The 20,725-nt window shown below is 46.3% G+C and carries 19 protein-coding genes; 7 read left to right on the top strand and 12 right to left on the bottom strand.

Annotated elements, in window-relative coordinates; translation table 11 throughout:
- The first annotated feature begins 322 nt into the window (after positions 1 to 322).
- The 3 genes from hemB to BKN38_RS01490 all read left to right on the top strand — a co-directional run bounded on the left by hemB (position 323) and on the right by BKN38_RS01490 (position 4,016).
- Positions 323 to 1,288, top strand: a complete 966-nt coding sequence (hemB, locus tag BKN38_RS01500) for a porphobilinogen synthase (RefSeq protein WP_066454380.1) — start codon at positions 323 to 325, stop codon at positions 1,286 to 1,288.
- 170 nt (positions 1,289 to 1,458) lie between these two features.
- Entirely contained in the window at positions 1,459 to 2,244 is a 786-nt protein-coding gene (locus BKN38_RS01495) for a pseudouridine synthase (protein WP_066454376.1), read from the top strand.
- 11 nt (positions 2,245 to 2,255) lie between these two features.
- A complete protein-coding gene (locus BKN38_RS01490; RefSeq protein ID WP_082942463.1) occupies positions 2,256 to 4,016 on the top strand; it encodes an ABC transporter substrate-binding protein in 1,761 nt (586 codons plus the stop codon).
- A 47-nt stretch (positions 4,017 to 4,063) separates the two neighbouring features.
- Here BKN38_RS01490 and BKN38_RS10920 read toward each other — a convergent pair whose 3' ends face one another.
- The 5 genes from BKN38_RS10920 to BKN38_RS01470 form a co-directional block, all read right to left on the bottom strand.
- Positions 4,064 to 4,213, bottom strand: a complete 150-nt coding sequence (locus tag BKN38_RS10920; RefSeq protein WP_172798597.1) for a DUF5989 family protein — start codon at positions 4,211 to 4,213, stop codon at positions 4,064 to 4,066.
- 13 nt (positions 4,214 to 4,226) lie between these two features.
- Positions 4,227 to 4,637: a hypothetical protein gene (locus tag BKN38_RS01485; RefSeq protein WP_066454287.1), complete on the bottom strand. Its 411-nt coding sequence runs from the start codon at positions 4,635 to 4,637 to the stop codon at positions 4,227 to 4,229.
- Between the two features lie 161 nt (positions 4,638 to 4,798).
- Positions 4,799 to 6,094 (bottom strand): hypothetical protein, encoded by a 1,296-nt coding sequence (locus tag BKN38_RS01480; protein ID WP_066454285.1) that lies wholly within the window; start codon positions 6,092 to 6,094, stop codon positions 4,799 to 4,801.
- 65 nt (positions 6,095 to 6,159) lie between these two features.
- Complete coding sequence (locus BKN38_RS01475; protein ID WP_256325509.1) at positions 6,160 to 8,499, bottom strand: carbamoyltransferase N-terminal domain-containing protein; 2,340 nt, start codon at positions 8,497 to 8,499, stop codon at positions 6,160 to 6,162.
- A 116-nt stretch (positions 8,500 to 8,615) separates the two neighbouring features.
- Positions 8,616 to 8,879, bottom strand: coding sequence for a carbamoyltransferase N-terminal domain-containing protein (locus BKN38_RS01470; protein ID WP_070957656.1), 264 nt, complete (start codon positions 8,877 to 8,879; stop codon positions 8,616 to 8,618).
- A gap of 315 nt (positions 8,880 to 9,194) precedes the next feature.
- Here BKN38_RS01470 and BKN38_RS01460 point away from each other — a divergent pair, with 315 nt between their 5' ends.
- From BKN38_RS01460 to purN, 4 genes are all read left to right on the top strand, one after another.
- Positions 9,195 to 10,304: an ABC transporter permease subunit gene (locus BKN38_RS01460; protein WP_066454281.1), complete on the top strand. Its 1,110-nt coding sequence runs from the start codon at positions 9,195 to 9,197 to the stop codon at positions 10,302 to 10,304.
- Positions 10,301 to 11,242 (top strand): nickel ABC transporter permease subunit NikC, encoded by a 942-nt coding sequence (gene nikC / locus BKN38_RS01455; protein ID WP_233712866.1) that lies wholly within the window; start codon positions 10,301 to 10,303, stop codon positions 11,240 to 11,242. The genes BKN38_RS01460 and nikC overlap by 4 nt, the downstream gene beginning before the upstream one ends.
- A complete protein-coding gene (locus BKN38_RS01450) occupies positions 11,233 to 13,722 on the top strand; it encodes an ABC transporter ATP-binding protein (protein ID WP_066454273.1) in 2,490 nt (829 codons plus the stop codon). The genes nikC and BKN38_RS01450 overlap by 10 nt, the downstream gene beginning before the upstream one ends.
- Positions 13,723 to 13,848: 126 nt before the next feature.
- Entirely contained in the window at positions 13,849 to 14,487 is a 639-nt protein-coding gene (gene purN / locus BKN38_RS01445) for a phosphoribosylglycinamide formyltransferase (RefSeq protein ID WP_066454271.1), read from the top strand.
- A 188-nt stretch (positions 14,488 to 14,675) separates the two neighbouring features.
- Here purN and BKN38_RS01440 read toward each other — a convergent pair whose 3' ends face one another.
- The 7 genes from BKN38_RS01440 to BKN38_RS01410 form a co-directional block, all read right to left on the bottom strand.
- Positions 14,676 to 15,530: an NYN domain-containing protein gene (locus BKN38_RS01440; protein ID WP_070957653.1), complete on the bottom strand. Its 855-nt coding sequence runs from the start codon at positions 15,528 to 15,530 to the stop codon at positions 14,676 to 14,678.
- Between the two features lie 250 nt (positions 15,531 to 15,780).
- The gene (locus tag BKN38_RS01435) at positions 15,781 to 16,455 is read right to left on the bottom strand and encodes a hypothetical protein (protein WP_066454267.1); all 675 of its coding nucleotides are present in this window, start codon (positions 16,453 to 16,455) and stop codon (positions 15,781 to 15,783) included.
- A gap of 147 nt (positions 16,456 to 16,602) precedes the next feature.
- Positions 16,603 to 17,688 (bottom strand): thiamine-phosphate kinase, encoded by a 1,086-nt coding sequence (locus BKN38_RS01430; RefSeq protein ID WP_158655930.1) that lies wholly within the window; start codon positions 17,686 to 17,688, stop codon positions 16,603 to 16,605.
- Positions 17,689 to 17,720: 32 nt separating this feature from the next.
- Positions 17,721 to 18,596: an archaetidylserine decarboxylase gene (gene asd, locus BKN38_RS01425; RefSeq protein WP_066454260.1), complete on the bottom strand. Its 876-nt coding sequence runs from the start codon at positions 18,594 to 18,596 to the stop codon at positions 17,721 to 17,723.
- Positions 18,593 to 19,462: an arginyltransferase gene (locus BKN38_RS01420; protein WP_082942468.1), complete on the bottom strand. Its 870-nt coding sequence runs from the start codon at positions 19,460 to 19,462 to the stop codon at positions 18,593 to 18,595. Before BKN38_RS01420 ends, asd begins: the two co-directional genes overlap by 4 nt.
- A 25-nt stretch (positions 19,463 to 19,487) precedes the next feature.
- The gene (locus tag BKN38_RS01415; protein WP_066454255.1) at positions 19,488 to 19,997 is read right to left on the bottom strand and encodes a DUF6115 domain-containing protein; all 510 of its coding nucleotides are present in this window, start codon (positions 19,995 to 19,997) and stop codon (positions 19,488 to 19,490) included.
- Positions 19,990 to 20,709 carry a hypothetical protein gene (locus BKN38_RS01410; protein WP_066454252.1) on the bottom strand — a complete coding sequence of 240 codons (720 nt, stop codon included), beginning with the start codon at positions 20,707 to 20,709 and terminating at the stop codon, positions 19,990 to 19,992. Before BKN38_RS01410 ends, BKN38_RS01415 begins: the two co-directional genes overlap by 8 nt.
- Positions 20,710 to 20,725 lie beyond the last annotated feature (16 nt).

Raw genomic sequence — 20,725 nt, 5'->3', positions numbered from 1 at the left:
TTTGCCCTTTGGCTTGGTGGCTTTGGATTTTGGATTCTGCTTTTTTGGATTTTTGTTTGCGCTAGATTTTGCCAGCATTAGAATCTGGCGCGTCCGCAGAATCCTCGCAAATCAATATCAAAGCACCTTTACAAAGATTTTATAAAAATCCTGCTATATTAGCATATTTATTGCAATCAATACTTTAAGGAATCAAATGCAGCCGCAAAACACACCAAAATCCAGCACACCCGAATCCAACCGCACGCAAGCAGAATCTAAGCCAGAATCCAGCCACGCGCCACACGCCACCACAAGCACCACCTCGCCAAATTTCAAGCGCATGCGCCGCCTGCGCTACAATGCGCGATTGCGCGATTTGGTGCGAGAAGTGAGGCTTAGCCAAGATAATTTTATCTATCCGCTTTTTGTGATGGAGGGCAAAGGCGTGAAAAACGAGATATCATTGATGCCGGGCGTGTATCAGATGAGTATCGATGAGATTCTGAAAGAATGCGCGAGCCTCGCAAATCTCGGGCTTTATCACATCCTGCTTTTTGGCATACCAAAGCACAAAGATGAGATAGGCTCTAGCGCGCTAGATAGCCAAAGCATCGTGGCTAGGTGTGTGCGCGAGGTGAAGCGCGAGTATCCAGAGATTTTTGTAAGCGTAGATTTATGCTTTTGCGAATACACGAGCCATGGGCATTGCGGGATTTTGGATAGCGCGCTTCAAAGCGTGGATAATGACGCCACACTTGAGATTCTAGGCAAGCAAGCGGTGGTGCTGGCGCGCGCTGGAGCGGATATGATAGCGCCAAGTGCAGCGTTGGATGGGATGGTGGGCGCGATAAGGGGCGCGCTAGATTCTAGCGGATTCTCGCATATCCCTATCATGAGCTACTCGACTAAATTTGCGAGCGCGTATTATGGACCTTTCCGCGAGGTGGCGGATTCTGCGCCAAGCTTTGGCGATCGCAAAAGCTATCAGCAAGACATCGCCAACCGCCGCGAAGCCATACTAGAATCTAAAAACGACGAGGATGAGGGCGCGGATATACTAATGGTAAAACCTGCACTTGCCTTTCTTGACATCGTGCGGGATATCAGAGAGCGCACGCTGCTGCCGCTTGCGGTGTATAATGTGAGCGGCGAATACGCGATGCTAAAGGCGGCGCAAAAGGCTGGGATTGTCGATTATGAGCGGATACTTTTGGAGACGCTCACGGGGTTTAAGCGCGCGGGGGCGGATATCATCATCTCCTATCATGCCAAAGAAGTGGCGGAGATACTGCGCCAATGCCGATAAAAAAGATAGATAAAGAGAGGCGCGCACGCGCAGAATCTAAAAAATCGGATTTTGGCAAAGCAGATTCTCGCAACGCGGATTCTAAAAAATCAGCCTCTAACAAATCAAGCACCCTCAAATCAAGCGCCAAAAAGGCAGAATCTAAAAGATTAGATTCTAGCGCCAAATCCATGCGCCTAAACGCCTTCATCTCGCACAACTGCCCCTATTCCCGCCGCGAAGCAGACGCGCTCATCGCACAAGGACGCGTCAATATCGGACGCCAAAAAGCAAGCCTTGGCGACACCATAAGACAAGGCGACAAAGTCTTCATCGATGAAAAATACATAAAACCGCTAGACCAAGAAAAATACACACTCATCATCTACCACAAGCCAAAAGGCGAGCTAGTCATCAAAAAAGACGATAGAGGGCGGCGCGTGATATATGATGGCTTGGGCGCGAAATATAGGGGCTTTGTGCCGGTTGGCAGGCTTGATTATGCAAGCGAGGGGCTGCTGATTTTGAGCGATTCTAAACGCGTGGCAAGCGCGCTTATGCAAAGTAGCCTCGAGCGCGAATACATCCTAAAAATAGATTCTAGCGTGGATAAAGCGATGGAGGAGGCGATGAGTGAGGGGCTGCAGATACGCGACAAGGCGGGCGCGCACAAGCTAAGCAAAATCACGCAAATGGATATCAAGCCTTTTGTGGGCTATGAGATTTTGAAAAATACGCCTAGATTCTCGCGGCTAAAAGTCACAATAAATGAAGGGCAAAACCGCGAACTGCGCCGCTTTTTCGCGCATTTCAAAGCGAGCGTGCTGGATTTGCGCCGCGTGCGATATGGGTTTGTGCATCTAAACGCGCTGCCAGAGGGCAAAACGCGCTTTTTTAGCAAGGATGAGTATAAGCAGCTGCATGAGTTTATGAGGGCGTTTGAGAGCAAAGAAGGCAAAGCAAAAAGTAGAGAATAAAAAGGATAAATATGCAAAGTCAAAAAATCATTTTACTAAGTATCAAAAAACAAAAGGCGAGATTTTGGCAAATGGCGCGGCAGGTGCTGATGGCATTTATGGCGATATTTGCAGCATTTGTGGCGCTAAGTTTTGCGCCTATTTTCGCGCAGGCGCAATCTCAAACGCAAGATAAAAATCAACCACCGCAAAGGCCGATAGAATACACCAAAGCGCGCACGCTCACTATCGCTATCTCGCAAAATGCCATCGTCACAAGCCCGCAAGGCTATGGCGCAAACCAACTCTTCGCGCAGAATCTCGTTTTTGAAGGGCTTACAAGGCTTGGAAAAAATGGCGAGATAGAGCCGAGTTTGGCGGAATCTTGGGAGATTTTGGATGGTGGCAAAAAGTATATTTTTTACCTTCGCAAAGGTGTGGTGTTTTCCAATGGCGAGGCGTTTGATGCGAGTGCTGCCAAAAAGAACTTCGATGCGCTTATAAAAATGCGCGCTAGGCATTCATGGAGTGCGCTAAGCGAAGTGCTGGATTCTGTGGCAGCACTAGATTCTCACACCCTAGCTATCACGCTTCGCGCGCCCTATGCGCCTACACTTAGCGAGCTGGCACTCATCCGCCCCTATCGCTTCATCGCCCCTAGCTGCATCCCAGATAGCCTAGACATCACCTCGCGCGCGCCGAGCAAGCCTATCGGCACAGGCGCGTATATGCTAGCAGAATCTATCCTTGGCAGTGGCGATGAGTTTAAAGCAAATCCGCATTATTGGGATGCCGGCCGCGCGCCCTATTTCACGACTATCTGCACCAAAGTCATCCTCGAGCCAAACTCCAAGCTCATCGCGCTAAAAACGGGACTGGTCGATCTCGTGTATGGGCGCGATCAGATTTCTAGCGAGATATTCAAAGAAGTCGCGCAAGGGCGTGGCGGGCGCGATTTGCGCGCGTATTTGAGCCCGGCTATCTACACTACCGTGCTTGGGCTAAATCCCAGCAATGAGTTTTTGGTAGATAAGCGCGTGCGCCAAGCTATCGCACAGGCAATCGATAAAGACGCGCTTATAAAAGGCGTGTATGGCGAGTATCAAAGCAGTGCGAGCGCGCTTTTTGCGCCAAATTCTAAGCTTACTAAAATAGAGTTGGCTAAAATCGCAGAATCTAGTGGAGCGGGTTCTAGCGGCGTGGATTCTAGCGCGGATTCTAGCACAGCACGCAAACTACTAGAATCTAGCGGCTTCACACGCAACAAACAAGGCGCGTATGAGAAAGGTGGCAAGATTTTGCGCCTAAAGCTAGAGTATGTCGGCAATGACCCAGCGCAAAAAATGATGGGTGAGATACTCCAAGCGCAGCTCGCAAAAATCGGCGTAGAGCTGGTTTTGAGCGCAAATGATGAAAGCATCTATAGCAACAAAATCAAAAATGGCGCGTTTGATATGTGCTTCACGGACACTTGGGGCGCACCATATGAGCCAATCATCATGCTAAACTCCATGCGCTTCAAAGGGCACAGCGGCTATGTGCTGCTAAGCCCGCTGCCACAAGGCAGCAAGATTTTCGCCGACATCACCGCACTCATCGCCACACCAGAATCCAAACTTGTCGCACCCACGCACGCGATACTTCGCGAGATCTATGAAGCGAGCGTGTTTGTGCCGCTCACCTACCAGCGCAACAAAGCGATCGCCAAAGACTTTATATCTGGGCTAGAAAATATGGGTGTCGCCGCATTTGAAATCCCACTCTGGGAGCTAGGCGACAAACGCGCGGAGTGATAAAAAGCGTGATGGGGCTTGGGAGGTAAATCTCAAGCCAAAAACGCCTAGAAAATCGTATAAACAAATGGTGCGATAGCGCTTCCTTTTGCAAGCACGATGAGCGCGCCTAAAAAAAGCATGATGATAATAATAGGGAAAAGCCAAAACTTCTTACGCACGCGCAAAAACTGCCAAAGTTCTTTTAAGATTCCCATGATTTACTCCTTTTTAGAATTGATTTTTGAGGCTTTGAGGTGGCGTGGTGCGCTTGATAAAATAGCTTTGTGCTTTTTTGTCTGGCTTTTGCTGCAAGACATCGCGCGAAATGACGCGGAAAAATAATCCGATAGGACAAAATATCACCACCCAAAGCACAAGCAAAATACTGCGCGAGATGACAAAGCCTACCATCTCGCCAAGCTTCACCCACACGCGATAAAGTGGTGCGATGGGGCGCGGATAGGGGATAAATACTAGACTTATGGCAAGTCCCACAAGCGCCCAAATGCGCCACATATCATGGGCGAAGTAGCCAAAGCCTAAAAACAGCGCAAAAATCCCCGCCCAAATGCCTAAAAATATGCGTAAATCTTTGGTGTTGGTTTTGTGCGAATGGTTTGTAATGCGTGCGAAATCCATTTTGTTTGCTCCTGTCATTTTGTTTTGCAGAATCTAATGTTGTGCTAGATTCTGTGCTATTTTTGTATCGCTTTAAATTTTGCAAATCCACTCAAAGGCAAAAAAAGGCGGGTAGATTCTGCTATTTTAAATATCTTTGTCAGAATCTTATTAGTTTTGTTTTATTTCACATCCTTTGGTGCAGTGCTTGCGTTATTTGGATTTGGTTTTACTGGATTTAATGGAATCTCTCCACTTTTAATTTTTTCTGCTAAAAATTTAGCGATAAGCTCGTTTGCGTGCGCCGTTGGATGCAAATCACAAATATCTATTCCATATGCAAGGCGATTGTTTTTATAGCTCTCCCCTAAAATATCTCCAATCAAAAAATACGCAAAATCTTGCTTTGGTAGCCATTCTGCTATGGTATCAGATTCTAAAATTTCAGTCACCTCACTTAGGTTATTTTTATCCCATAAAATAAAATTAAGCTTAGTGTTAAATTGTTTTTGTAATTCGCTATTGATACCATCCACAATGGTAAAGAACAATTTATTATATTTATCCTCAAAATTGTATTGTGACTTTAAGAGGCCATATAAGTAGCTACGAGAAATCAAAGTTTCTATTTTGACTTTTATTTTTGTCATTAGTGCATTTTGATCGGCATTTTTCCAAGTTAATAAATTGTTTTTCAAAATATATGTTGGCGCTGCTACGCTCTCCCATGTAGAGAAACGATTTGCTCGCCCAATATGCCCAGGCAGGGATTCATAAAACGCCACGATACTCTCGCATTCTTTGGTAATTTTAGCAACTTCGCCACTTTGCAATAATGCCAAGGCTTGATGTGGTCCATATCCATGAAATCCAAAATTAAATATTTTAAATTGATTTTTGCTTCCTTCTCCAAAATAAAAAGGCAAAGTTTCATTGCCATTGACACCCTCACCTATAGTGAAGCTATCACCAAAAAACAATACACATTCTTTGCTTTCGTTATTTGAGCTTGGCGTTATGCGCCAGCCATTAGAATCTGTATTATATATGACATCGTATATAATTTTTTCATTAGCAATTTTTTTTAGATCTGCTTTAACATTTGGCAATCCGCCATATCCTGTGATAACATTAAATGTAAAATATTTAGAATTATAAGTGCCACTGCTACTAACCTTGCATTGCTTGCTATTTGATTTTTCTGTATTTTTGGATTTACAAAATTCATATATTTCCCCTATCGCCAAACAAATCGGAATTACGCTTAAGTAGCCAAGCACTAGCTTTGCGCATGATTTTGTGCTAGGCATTTTCCAAGCAAGGACTATGCAAAACACCGCCCAATACAAGCCAATCCACGCATAAGGCACGACAGAAAAGCCAAAATCCCTCTGTGTCACCCCATCAAGCTTTAGCACTATAGGCATAAGCACCACGCCAACCACCAGCCAAAAATACCATTTTTTAAAGATTTTCATCCTCGCTCCTTTTGATTTGAAATTAAATTTAAATTTTCAAGCATTAAACCTCAAAATTTGCCCTCCTAATCCAACTCATAATTGTCTTTTATCGCTTTGTATTTCTGCAGATTCTGCGTATTTTGCGCCTCTTTATACAGCACAAAATCCTCAACCACCAGCACATCCATCTCTGTCCCCATAAAGCACGCGAAGCTATCTTCTGGCGAGCATACGATGGGCTCCCCGCGCACATTAAAGCTCGTATTTACAAGCACCGGCACACCGCTAAGCTTATAAAACTCCTCTAAAAGCGCATAATAGCGCGGATTTGTATCCTTATGCACGCTTTGGATTCTCGCGCTATAATCAATATGCGTCACGCTCGGAATCTCGCTACGCACGACATTTAGCTTCTCTATGCCAAAAAGTGCTTTTTGCTCCTCACTCATGCTAAAGCAGCGCTCTTTTTTCACCGGCGCTACAAGCAGCATATAAGGGCTAGCACAATCCAGCTCAAACCACTCACTAAGCGCAGATTCAAGCACACTCGGCGCAAATGGGCGGAAAGATTCTCGATATTTGATTTTTAGATTCATCGTTTTTTGCATGGTGGTATTGCGCGGGTCGCCTAGGATTGATCGCGCCCCAAGTGCGCGCGGACCAAACTCACAACGCCCTTGATGCCAGCCAACCACTTTGCCTTCACTAAGCGCACGCGCCACGATATTTTTAAGCGTGTTAAAATCATGCCTTTCATACACCGCACCTAGGGAATCTAGCGCGCTTTGAACTTCTGCATTTGTGTAGGAAAGCCCAAGATAGCTACCATGCATGCGATCTTGCGCAATGCTAGTGTCGCCATCATCATTACTAAAGAAACTCGCTTCGCTCGTTTTGCGAGCGTGAGCGAAGCAATCCATTTGGGTGGATTCTGACAACTCTAATTTTTTAGCAGAATCTATACCACTAGAGCTGGATTCTTTGCAGGGGGACAGGGGGCTTAAATTACTAAAGAAGCTAACGCTTTGGCGAAGACCGCCCCCTAGTCCCCATACGACCCCCTTTACCCCCGTCAGCCTTTCAAGGTGCCGCACTTCGTGCGAAGATTTGATTTGATTAAAAAATCCTTGCGAATTTTTTGTGGTGGATTGCTTCGTCAGTTGCGCTTCCTCGCAATGACGACTGGTAGATTTTGCATTTGCACTAGTTTCTGTTTTGCTTTCACAAATTCCAAGATTTGCAGTGTGGCTGTGTAAGTTTTTATGATTTTTTGGAAGGTTAGCGGACTTGGTGTCCGTGCCTTCCGAAAAATCATAAATCTTATCGCATTGCATACTCGAAGCTGAATTTTTGCCAAGAGATGAATTTTGGTAATAAAACTCTAGAGCGCATCCTAACGCACTCCCCGCATCCCCACTCGCCGGCTGCACCCAAAGATTCTCAAGCAATCCCTCATCTTTTAGTGCCTTATAAATCTTGCCATTTCCCACGCAGTTTAGCGCCACGCCACCGCTCATGCAAAGATTTTTGCTTTGAGCGCGTTTTAGTGCAGTGCGCGCAAGCTTTAGCATCACTTCTTCGGTCACTGCTTGAATGGACGCAGCTAAATCCATATGCGCCTGCATAAGCTCTCCCTCGCGCTTTCGCAAAGCCCCGCCAAAGAGCCTATCAAACTTTTTGTTTGTCATTCTAAGCCCGTAAGTGTAGGAAAAATAGCGCATATTTAGCGCAAAGCTGCCATCCTCTTTGATGTCAATCAGCTCGCGCTTGATAAGCTCGCTAAAGCGCGGCACGCCATAAGGTGCAAGCCCCATGACTTTATATTCCCCAGAATTTACCTTAAAGCCAGTGTAGTAGGTAAATGCAGAATACAAAAGCCCCAAAGAATGCGGAAAATGCAATTCCTCTAAAATCTCTAGCTGTTTGATTTGCGCTTTTTTAGCATTGCTAGAATCCATGCCAGCCAAAGAATCTGCACTAGAATCCGCGCCAGCCAAAGAATCCACGCCCTCGCCACAATCAAAACTAGAATCTAGCGTATAACCCTTAGCGATGCTTGTCGTGCTCCACTCGCCCACGCCATCGATGCAAAGCACTGCAGATTCTGCAAATGGACTTGGGTAAAACGCGCTTGCTGCGTGGCTTATGTGATGCTCGCAAAAATAGATTTTCTCATACACGCTTTTTTTGAACGCCTTAGCTTCTTTGGCGCTTTTGTGCGGATAAAGCTCGATGTAGAGGGCTTCTAACTCGCGCGCGATGGTTTCTTTCAAAAAGAGTTTGTCTTTGAGCCACACAGGGATCGCTTTGACAAAGCTAAAAAACCCAAAAGGCGCGGTGGTAAGGTAGGTCTCAAGCAGTCGCTCAAATTTTAAAAATGGCTTATCATAGAAAACAAAGGCATCGATAGATTCTAGTGTGATAACGCAGTTTGCGCGTGGAGTTGATTCTAAGGTGGTGGATTTTGAAGTGGCGGATTCCGAAGTAGTAAATTCCGAAGCGTGGGTTTTTGGAAAAGTAGAGTTACTAGAAGCAGAATCTAGGCTATTTTGGCAAGAGTTTTGTAAGGGGTTTTTGAGGTTTTGCAGGCGAACATTTTGCCCCCCCCCCCCCCCGATATAGCACTAGCATATTTATCGCGATTTAGAAAAGAAAGTGCTGCTTTGATAGATTGCGCAGGGAAGCGTTCATCGCCTTTTTTGCGCGAGAGACGCTCTTCTTGGATAGCAAAAAGTATGTCATCATCCTCAAGCAGCGCGATCGCACTATCATGATAGTATGCAGAAATCCCAAGTATTTTCATCTTGTGCCTTTTTGTGATTTGCGTGGTTTATGGCTTACTCACACTGCCAAATCGCGCGATATAGCCATCAAAATAGCAAAAATAATCCGCCATTATATCAAAAATATTGAAAAAATCTGCGCAAAATATAACGCATTGCTGCCTAAAATATGAAAAGCTAAAGTTTGGTAATACTTTTATAAGAATTTTGATACAATGCTTGAAAAAGCAACCAAAAACAAGACAAACATAAAAATACAAACACAAACACAAAAACAAATCCAAAAAGGCAAGCATAAACAAGGCAAATGTAAAAACAACCCAAAAAGGCAAAAAATGGCGCGATATATATTTTTTAGATTCTTATACCTTGTGCCGCTTTTGCTGCTTGGCTCGATGGCGATTTTTGCGCTGCTTAGGCTAAATCACACCGACCCCATCGCCCAATACCTCCTCCAGTCCAACCTAAACTCCACGCCAGAAATCATCGCCCAGCTAAAAGCGGAGTTTGGCTTGGATAAGCCGATTTGGCAGCAGTATGTCGCGTGGCTCAAAGGTGCGGTGATGCTAGATTTTGGCGCTTCTTTTATGAGTGGGCGCAGTGTGAGTGAGGATTTTTTGCGGCTGTTGCCAAACACGCTTTTGCTCGTGTTTTGCGCGTTTGCGCTGACACTTATTATCTCTATCCCGCTTGGCATCATTAGCGCGAGCTACAAAGATAGGCTGCCAGATATCATCGCACGCGCGCTGTGTTTTGTGGGCGTGTCGATGCCAAACTTTTGGCTTTCGTTTATACTTATTGGGATTTTTTGCGTGTGGCTTGGCTGGCTACCCGCGCTTGGGCTAGATTCTGCTGCCTCGCTCATCCTGCCTTGCGTGTCTATCGCGCTTATGTCGATTTGCATAAACTCGCGACTCATCCGCGCAAATATGCTAGAAGTGCGCAAAGGGCGGCATGTGCTCTATGCCAAAGCGCGCGGGATAAGTGGTGGTGCGCTTACTTTTAGGCATATTTTTTACAACGCTCTTTTGCCTATTGTCACGGCGTTTGGCATGCATATCGGCGAACTTATCGGCGGTGCGCTTATAATTGAAAGCATTTTTGCGCTGCCGGGCATTGGATTTTACAGCATTCAAGGCATTGCAAACCATGATTTCCCAATCATTCAGTGCTTTATCGTCGTGCTTTGCGTGATTTTCGCGCTGTGTAATCTCGCGGTAGATGTGTGCTATGCGCTGCTTGATGCGCGCGTGGTGAGAAGCCTAAATGGCGAGGCTAGCAGAAGCGCAGGCGGCGCGCTAGATTCTAGCGATGTAGAATCTAAAAGGGCAGAATCTGATTTTTTGGAATCTAGGGGCACAGATTCTGGTTTTGTAGAATCTAGTTTCACAGATTCTAGTTTCGCAAAATCCGCGCCAAACGCCGCCAAAGGATGCGCGCAATGATAAAAAATAAAGCACAAAGCGCCATGCAAAATTTGGCGCAAAACCCCACGCAAGATTTGGCGCAAAATTCGCCACAAACCCCAGCGCAGATTCTCACCCCAAACGCGCATATCAAAAAGCCTATGCCTTTGCTTTTAAAATCCGCTATTTTTGGGCTTGCTATGTTTTTTGCGCTCATTTTGCTAGCGCCTATTTTCATCCAGCACGCCCCGGATGCGATTGATTTGGATATGAAGCTAGCGCCCATAGATTCTAGTCATTGGCTAGGCACAGATCATTTGGGGCGCGATATTTTCGCGCGGCTCATCGAGGGTGCTAGGATATCGCTAAGTGCCGCGTTTTTCATCCTTGTGCTTATTTTTGCGCTTGGTTTGGCGTTTGGCGGGATTAGCGGCTTTGTCGGCGGTGTGCTGGATAACGCTATCATGCGGCTTTGCGATTTGTTTTTGTGCGTGCCTACTATCGTGCTTTCGCTGTTTTTTGTCGGCGTGCTTGGCAGCGGGCTAGAAAATGTCATCATCGCCATCGCGCTGACGCACTGGGCGTGGTATGCGCGCCTCATCCGCTCTATCGTTTTTAGCCTAAAAAACCGCGAGTATGTCGAGCTCTCATTCATCTATGGTGCTAGCAAATGGCAGAATTTCAAGCGCAATATGCTCGTGCCCGTGTTTTCGCAAGTCATCGTGCTTCTGACTATGGATATCGGGCATATTATCCTGCATATCGCGGGGCTTAGCTTCCTAGGGCTTGGCGTGCAAGCGCCGCAGGCCGAGTGGGGCGTGATGCTAAGTGATAGCCGCGAGTTTATGTGGAGTGATCCGCTGCTGGCGCTTTATCCGGGGCTTGCGCTGTTTGCGACTATCGCGCTTTTCAATGCACTGGGCGAGGGCTTGCGCGATTATTTGGATATCGACTTGGGAGCGGTGAAATGCGAGTAAGGGGCGCGGGCGGTGGCTCTTGTGGTTGCGCGGGCGCTCAATTTTGGGGGTGTGCTGGACTTGGGGCGCGCGATTTTGCTGATGATATATCGCTAGCCCAAAGCGCGCAAGTTATAGAGGTGTGCGATTTATGCGTGAAGTTTGGCGGGAGGGTGTTGCTAGAGCATATCAGCTTCACGCTCGCGCGCGGGCAGATCGTCGTGCTGCTAGGAGAATCTGGCAGTGGCAAAACACTTTGCGCGCAAAGCCTGCTTGGCGTGCTAGCGGACAATCTAGCAGAATCTAGTGGCGAGGTGCGCATAAATGGCGCGCCTATTGGGATAAATAGCGTGGATTCTAGTGTTTTGGATTCTGGCGCAGAATCCAAAAATGTAAAATCCAAAAGTGCTGGCTTAAATGTGATTTTAGAAAAAATAGATTCTGCCAAACTCGATTCTTTTGATTTAGATTCCAGCGCAGACTCCGCCGCGCTTTGCGCGCTTTTTGCCAATGCGAGACATCATTTACTAGCCACCATTTTGCAAAATCCAAAAACCTGTTTTAATCCTTTGTGGCGCATCAAAAGCCATTTTTTTGAAAGCGCCAAGGCATTAGGCGAAAGCGCGCTGCTAGTGGCATTTGCGAGCGATTTGGATTTGGCAAAATCCACAAGCGACACGCCCAAAAACCCCCAAATCTTTGGCGCAAAAATAGATTCTAAGCGCTTCTTTTTGCCATTTGCGCGCGAGAGAAAAACTAGGCTAGAGTCGCTTTTTGTGCTACTTCTGGCGCGCGTGGGGCTGGAGCGCGGCGTGCTTGATATGTATCCGTTTGAGCTAAGCGGGGGGATGCTGCAGCGCGTGATGATAGCGCTTGCAGAGCTTGCGCGCGCGCCGTTTTTGGTGGCGGATGAGCCTACGACCGACCTTGATAATGCCAATCGCGAAAAAGTGCTTCGCCTTATTCTTGAGGCGCGCGAGCGGCGCGGGCTTGGCGTGCTGTTTATCACGCATGATTTGGAGGTGGCGGCGCGCATCGCTGATGTGGTGCATGTGATCGAAAATGGGCGCATAGCGGCGTCTTTCACGCGCGCACAGCTTGAAAAATCCGCGCGCTTGGCTAGAAGGCAAAATGCGCCAAAATCTAGCGCGCAAAATCTAGCAGAATCTAGCCTTTCAGCTTCTGCTTTGGCGCTCATCAATGCGCTTTATTTGCGCTTTGCTAAGCTTGCTGGCGATAACGCGGAATCCAACACTTTGGCAGAATCTACAAAAATCGCAGAATCTAAAAACTCCGCTTTGCGCGCGGATTCTCAATCGGATTTTGGGACGGATTTTCGAGTGGATTCTGAAGCGAATTGCAAACAAAATTTTAAAAATCCAGATTCCGCACCACAAGATTCTAGTCTCACAAGTCCCGCACATCAAACAGCCACGCCCCTGCTTTCTCTGCGCGATGTTGGCTTCTCTTATGGTTCGCGTGGCTCGCGCGCATGGCTAGGCAGAGCGCGCGCCAAGCCACTTTTGCATGGCATAAATCTAGAGATATTTCCGGGCGAAGTGGTGGGGATAGTTGGCGAAAGCGGCTGTGGCAAATCCACGCTAGCGCGCCTTATCGCAGGGCTCGCGCGCCCGGATACAGGCTGCGTGCGCTTTTGTGGCGCGCCTTTGCAAGTGGCTAGCACCAAGCAGCGGCGTGCGCTGTATAAGGAGCTGCAAATACTTTTCCAAGACCCGATAAGCTCGCTAAATCCGCGCCTAAGGGTTTGGGAGAGCCTGCAAGAGCCGCTTGCAAATCTGCTTGGCGTGCGCGACAAAGGGGCGCAATTTGCGATGATCGCGCCTATTTTTGAGTTTTTGGGGCTGCCGCTAGAGATGCTAGAATCTTACCCCGGGATGCTTTCTGGCGGGCAGGCGCAGCGCGTGTGCGTGGCAAAAATCATGCTGATAGAGCCAAAGCTGCTAATCCTTGATGAGAGCACTTCTAGCTTTGATGAACTGCTAAAGCGCAAGGTTTTGCGGCTTTTGTGTGCTGCTTCAAACGCGCTAGATTCTGGCGTTTTTGGCACTTCTAGCATTTTTGATATTTCTGGCACTTTTGGCATTTGCGCGCTTGATGCAGAATCTAAAAAGCTAGATTTCAAAAGTCTAGATTCTAAAACGCCAGAATCTAGCAACGCGGATTTTAAAATTTTGCCTAGTAAAAGTTTGGATTCTAGTTTGGATGGTTTTGACACAAAGTCTAAAGGTTTAGAATCTAGGATTTTCAATTCTAGCGGCGCGGATTCTGGTGCCTTTGATGCAAATGCTTTTGATGCAGATTTGATGCTAGAATCTAGTGCGCCAAACGCAAAAAACGCATCAAAACTACGCTACACGCCACCACAAAGCGTGATTTTCATCACGCATGATTTAGACATCGCGCGCGAATTTTGCACGCGCATCATCACCCACACACCTCAATGCTTGCAAGAGGCATCATCTACAAACGGGCAAAAATAAAAATATAAATCTATGTTGTTATTTGTTTTTTACATTTTGCCAATGATAAAAAAGCCTAATTTTTGGATATAATGCTAGGCTTAAATTTTGCTGATATTTAACGAAATTTCTAAGGATATTTATAGTATGCAAGCAAAAATACAAAGCAATGATCACAAAGAAATCCGCTTGGCAATCCTTTTTAGCGGCAATGGGAGCAATCTTGAAAATCTAGTCAATCACCAAAGCGCTATGCAAAACGAGCTAAGCGCGCAAGGCATAAACGCGCATTTTGTGCTGGCGATAAGCAATAATAAAAACGCCTATGGCATAGAGCGGTGCGCGCGCTTGGGGCTTAGGTGCGAGGTGATAGAGCACAGGGATTTTGCCACGCGCTTAGAGTTTGAAAACGCGCTTAGCGACGCACTCGCGCGCAATCGCATCGATATTGTCGTGCTGGCTGGGTTTATGCGGATTTTGGGCGCGAAAATCGTGCAGGATTTTACATTTATCAACATCCACCCTTCGTTTTTGCCCCTCCACAAAGGCGCGCACGCGATAAAAGACAGCTTTGAGGGTGCGGAGGATTTTGGCGGGGTGAGCGTGCATTGGGTGAGTGAGGAGCTGGATTCTGGTGCTATCATCGCGCAAGAAAAGGTATATAAACAAAGCGGCGAGAATCTAGAATCTTTTGAAAAGCGCATCCATGAGCTAGAATACAAACTCTATCCCAAAGCCCTAATTTGCGCGATAAAGGAATATGCAAAAAATTTGGATGAGAAATAAAGCTATTAGAAATCGTGCTTTTGCCGCGTTTATTGCTTTTATCATTTGTATTGCTTTTGCTAATTTTGTCGCTTTTGCCAGAGCGCCAATTTTGCCAAAAAGCACCAAAAGATGCGCTTTTAAATCACAAATCATAAAAAAATACTAGCAGATTCTGATATTTTGGATTCTAATATCTAGCCACCAATTTATTGTCGCGCTTCATCTTGCTCCACTATCCGCACTAGCATCACGCAGTTTCTTAAGCCCGCATAGCGCATTTTAAAAATATTTGTTTTGTTGCAAAAATATTTAAACACCTTGCCCCAAGTTTTTTTGCCATAGGAAGTAGGTTTGATATCGCTATTTTTTTCTATCCACGCAGTTATTTTTGAGACATTAGCCCAAGATTCCACATTTTGCGTGTTTTTTATCGCATCACACAAAAGCCCAATAAGCCATTCGTCATCACAAAGTTTGCCTTGCGTTTTGCTCGCTTTTGTGGTTGTGCTAGATTCTGGCGCGCTTTGACTTTGTCTCAAATCCCTGCTAGCCGCAACCTTCGCAGGCTCATCGATCTCATGATACACGCTAAACGCACGCTTTAGCTCATCGCGCGCATTGCGCCTGCCAAAGCCAATCACAGGCAGCGTCCAGCGCCGCACCTCTTGTGCCAGCGGGGCAAAATCACTATCGCTCGTCGCCAGCGCGATGCAGTCCATGTTGTAGTGATACAGCGCGTGCATCACATCTATCGTGAGGCGTATGTCGCTGGCGTTTTTGCCTTTGATGATGGATGAAATCTGTATCGGCTCGATAGAATGCAGCGCCAGCATCTCGCGCCAGTGCTCCATATCCGCTCTAGCCCAGTTGGCATACGCCTTTTTTACGCATATTTCGCCAATCTCGCTTAGCGTTTGTATGATTTTATCGCAGGCTTTATAATCGATATTTTCACAATCGATAAAAAGCGCGATTTTATTGCTAAATTTCAATCGATAGTGTGCTTCTAGCTCGCTTTTTGATATTTTATCTTGCATTATTTCAATCTCATTTTGTGGCATTTTGTCCCTTTATTTTGATATTTTTGCGTTTTTATTCTAAGCATTTTTAGCTTTTCTTTTGTATTTTTATCCACACGATAAGAATCACAGATGTTTCTAATAGTTTTATTTTTGGCGTGAGCTTTGAGTGAAAAGCCTTGTGTTTTTCGCTTGCTTGCGCTTGCAAATACGCAAAATACGCAAAAAGCATCCAAAACAAGCCAGTGCCAAAAATCCAGAATCTAAAAACACAAATCCCAAAAATCCCAAATCAAAACAAACTAAACACGATTTGTATGCCATGCACCATTTCAGACATGCCAAGCGGGTTGCTCGCAGGATAGAAGCTCGCGCGATAGAGCAGATCGCCATTCACCGGGAAAAACTTAAAAAGCCCCACACCCACCTCCACATAGCTGCCAGTCGCGCTTTGCCCCCCTTGGTTGGTGAAAAGCACCCCGCCGCCAAGCGCTAGCGAAAACATATCATCATTTGCTGTGTGGATGTAGAGCATGGCACCCAGGCTGTGCGTGGAGGCGTAGGCGTTGGAGTAGAGGTATTTAAACCGCGCGCCCATATCCACATCGCTCAAAAATATATAATTCCACCCCGCACTTCCGCCGATATTTAGCCCCATAGCACCGCCATTTGGCGTGTTTATATCGATGCTCGAGCCGATGTGAAATGTCGCTATCTGCCACCAATTGCCTAGCTTATTATTGCGCGACTCGCGCTCTGCATCTAGCGCGCAAAGATTGGTAGCTAGCATGAGAGATAGCAGCAGAAATGCCGCTTTTTTGGCGCTTTTTATAGGCGCTGTGGATTCTGCGGGCTTTATGGATTTTATGAGCCTCATTGATTTTATAGGCTGCATGGATTTTATAGAATTTATGGGCTTTGTGGATTCTATAAATCTCATCAATCTTGTCAATTTTGTCAATCTCATGGGGCTACTCCTTTGATGTGGGTTTTGGTGCTTTTGGCTAAGTTTGGTCGGCTTTGGCTTTTTGCTAGAATCTTTGAACTTAAAATCTTAGACTCAAAAATCCTCATGCTAGATTCTGGCGCTAGACTCTGACTCTAGACTCTGGCGCTATTTGTGCCAGATTTTTAGCGCAAGTTTTGCGCCACTGCGCTCGCTTTTTTGCGTCGCTTTGCCTATGTATTCTAGCGGAATCCGCATCGATTTTGCAATACGCAAAAGCCTGCGCTTATCACGCGGCGCTATGCCAAAAAGCATTTCATACTCCTCGCCGCTATTATACGCGATTTTGCGGCGATTATCCGCGATGACAAAGCGCAGATGATTTATCTTGCTAAGCCTATAAAGCTCGCTAGCCACGCCATCAGAGACATCAAGCCCAGCGTGCAAAAAGCTAGCCACGCGCGCGATAAACGCCCCTCGCAAATTAGGCGCGATAAAGCGCGCAAAGCGCCTAGATTCTGCGATTTGCCCGCCATTTAAAAGCCATTTTAGCGCGTATTGTGCGCTGCCAACCTTGCCGGTGCAGTATATCAAATCGCCTCGCAAAAGCCCTTTTCTATAAAGCCCATTTTTGTAGCGCCTTTTGCCAGCACACTCGCCAATAAGCGTGATGTGAAACGACAAATAAGGCGCGCTCATCGTATCCCCGCCGATAAGCGCTATGCCATGTTTTTTGGCGGTGGTGCTTAGCGCGTCTGCTATCGCTACGATCTCGCGCGGCGCTAGGTTTGGCAGCGTGATGGAGAGCAGCGCGTATTTGGCGCGGGCATTCATAGCAATCATATCAGAGATATTTACTAGCAGGGCTTTTTGCGCGATTTGGGCGAGGCTAAGCCATTCGCGCTTGAAATGCACGCCCTCGCAGAATCCATCAGAAGCTATCGCTAGCGTGGATTTTTTGATGTGGATGTGTTTTGGGTTTTGGATTCTAGATTCTGGGTTTTGGTGGATAGTAGTTTGGATTCTAGATTCTGCTTTGAAATTCGCGCCAGAATCTAGCTTGAAACTTGTGCGAGAATCTGCCTTGAAATCCGCGCTAGAATCTATTTTGCCAAAGCGCAAAATCGCACCATCATCGCCCACGCCCGCTAGCACGCCATTTTTTGCCAAAGCGCGCAAAAATACCGCTTCTTTGTCAAATTTGCGTCCATTCGCGCCACTTATTTGGCGTGAAAGATTTTTGGCATTTGGCACTTTCGCTCCTACTAAAATCTATTTTGCTTCTGCTAAATATCCGCTATCTTTTCGCCAAAGCGCACTTTTTGCCCTAGCTCTGTGGTAAGCTTGCTAAGTGGCGCGATTAGCACGATAGTAGAGCCCATTTGAAAATGCCCCAGCTCCTCGCCTTTGCGGATTCTGATAGGCGCATCATAGCGATAAATCTGCTTGGCATTTGGCGTGGCATTGGTTTTTATCCTAGGCTCGAAGTGGAAAATCATCTGCCCCACATTTAGCGCACCAACAGCTACAAAATAGAGAAGTTTATCCGCGCTTTTGGTATTTTGACTTTTAGAATCTTGGCGCCCAGAATCCGCGCGTCCAGAATCTACATCGTTAGATTCTAGCATTTTCGCCACCAGCACCACCCTTTCATTACGCACGAAAAGATTTTGATTTTTATTAAGTGAAGGCAGATTCACCGGCAGCAGCTCGCCGCCAAAGTAGCGCGCCTCGAGTATCTCCATATCACAGGGCGCATGATAGCGGTGATAATCGCTAGGCGAAAGGTAGAGATTGATAAATGAGAACCTTTCGAGACTTGCTTGATTTGGCGCGCTTTTGTCTATGCCTAGCAGCTCATTTGGGCTATAGCTCATGCCTTTTATTTGAAGTGCTGTGTCGTTTGCTATCGCGCCCTGTGCTGTTATCATGCTATCACTTGGCGAGATGAGCACTGTAGCGCTAGAATCTATCGCGCGGGGCTTTTGCAAAGCGCGGGTAAAAAGCGCGTTTAGCATGGGATAAGAATCTATGGGCGCAAACTCGCTTAGATCAATGCGAAAAATCCGCACATACACGCGATTGACAATGCGCTGGAAAAATGGCGGAAACGCGTGCGAGGCGAAGCGCCCAAAGAGGCGCGAGATGGAGTTTGAATTCATTTGGCTGTCCTTTTTTGAGATGTGGTGAAGTTTGTGATATGAGGCTCGCTTGGCAAAATATCGCTTATATCCGCGGCGATATTTTGGCAAGCGCAGCTTTTTTGATAAGCGCAAGGCGTGTATTTTGGCGGCAAAAGATGCTCGCTGTATGGCTTCCAAAATGGGCTTTCAAAAATATCTGGGCGATTTATGAGAATCTCAAAAGGCTGGAATTTCTCCTTGTAGCCCATGCTAAAATGATCTTTTATCCAATATCCCGGATAAAAATACTCTAGCCCCTTGTTTTTGGCTAGCAAAAGCTGGGTTAGGATGTTGAAAGTGCCTAGGCTTAGGGATTGGTAGTCATGATCATAGAAAAAATAAGTCGCTGAAATGCTATTTTTCATCAAGTCAAAATACCCCACACCCACGAGCTTCCCGCCCACGCGATACAGCACTTCAAAGCCAAAATTCCCAAAGCCATATACGAAGTTTTCGCTATACACTTCAGAATCTATGGGGCGATATACCCAGCCTTTTTTGCCCTCCATTGTTTTGTGGTATTTGTTATACAGCGCGATTTTTTCTCTCGTCACGCTTGGGCGCGTGATGGTGATTTTGGTGTCTTGATTTTTGGCGATGACGCGGCGCTGTGATTTGCTAGGGGTGAAAATCTGGGGCAGCTGCCTTATGGATATGCACTCTTGGCAGTCTTTGCAAATAGGGACGAAAAAATACTCGCCAAAGCGCCGCCAACCGCGCTCAATAAGCCCTTGACAAAACGCAATGCTGCATTCTTGGATATAAAAATATCGAAATTTCAAACGCCTATCATTGTAATAACTACAAATTTCTCTAGGGTCAGAAAAAAACTCCGCTATTTGCAATGCCAAAAACTCCTTCGCCCGCGCCTTATTTGATGTTTGCTAGTTTTAGGGTGAATTCTACCTCGCCGCGCCCGATGCGTAATTCTTTGGCTATGGAATCTATGCTAAAACCATTTTGAAACATATCGATGATTTTTTTCTCATCGACATCCCCGCCGGTGCTGCTGAAATGCCCATACTCGCGCATCCTATTCTCAAGGCTTATGATTTTTTCATCATAGTGATTTTTTAGCAAATCGATATCCTTGTCAAGCTCGATGACTTTTTTGTTGAGTGCTTGGATTTTGTCATTATTGGCATCGTATTTTGCGCCATCTTTGTCGCCCATAAACCCAATGCTCGCTTGGTCGGTTTGGATTTGTTGTTGGGTTTTTTGGATTTTATAGATTTCTTTGGTGATAGCTTCTATCGCTGTTTCAAAACGCGATACGCGCTTGTAAGTGTCTTTGTCTTTGATGATGATATAGGCTAGGATGCATACGATAACAAACCCCATACCGCCCATACATACGATAAATAGCTCTTCATCAATCATTTCTAATCCTTTTTTGTCGAAGTTGCTCCATCTCTTTGGATACGATGTAGCTATCTAGCGCATCGCTATCATGGGAATGCATGCGCGTGATATGCAAAATCTCTGGCGCCACCGCTTTGGCAAACACGCTCATGGTGCGCTGGGATGCATTTGGCAGGCAAAAGCGCACATAGTATAGCTTATTTGTCGTGAAATATTTATTATCAAAGCATATCACGCCATGCCCGAGCGCGCGTATCGAGCCACTATTTTCTAGTGGAGGCAAACTCTGCTGCTCTTTTAGGAGGTGTTGCTCTATGCGCGCTAGCTTTTGATAAAGCTGCGTCAAAATCTCTAGTATCAAAGCTATCGAAGGGTTTTTTTCTTTGGTGCTAAATTGCAGCGCTTGGCTTATGGCGTCATCGCCGATGAGGCCTAGCATTTCGTATTCGTGTAAAAATTTGGTGGCGGTGGTGGTGGTGCTAGCGTCGCTTGTCGTGTTGGCGGTGTTTGCGTCGCTGGCTGGGCTGGATTCTGATGTAAAATCTTGCTTGGATTCTGGCGCAGAATCCAAATTGGATTCTAGTTTAGATTCTGATGTAAAATTTTGCGCGGATTCTAGTTTAGATTCTAGCGAGGCGCTTGATGTTTCGCTAAACTCCGCTTGTATGAGGCACTCTATCATGCGCGTTTGTATGCCAAGCTCTTTTGTCGTGTTGATAAAATATTGCATATCGCTCATTTTTGCC

The sequence above is a fragment of the Helicobacter sp. CLO-3 genome, assembly GCF_001854545.1.
Classification (GTDB): Bacteria; Campylobacterota; Campylobacteria; order Campylobacterales; family Helicobacteraceae; genus Helicobacter_B.
This window is presented reverse-complemented; position numbering and strand designations above follow the sequence as displayed.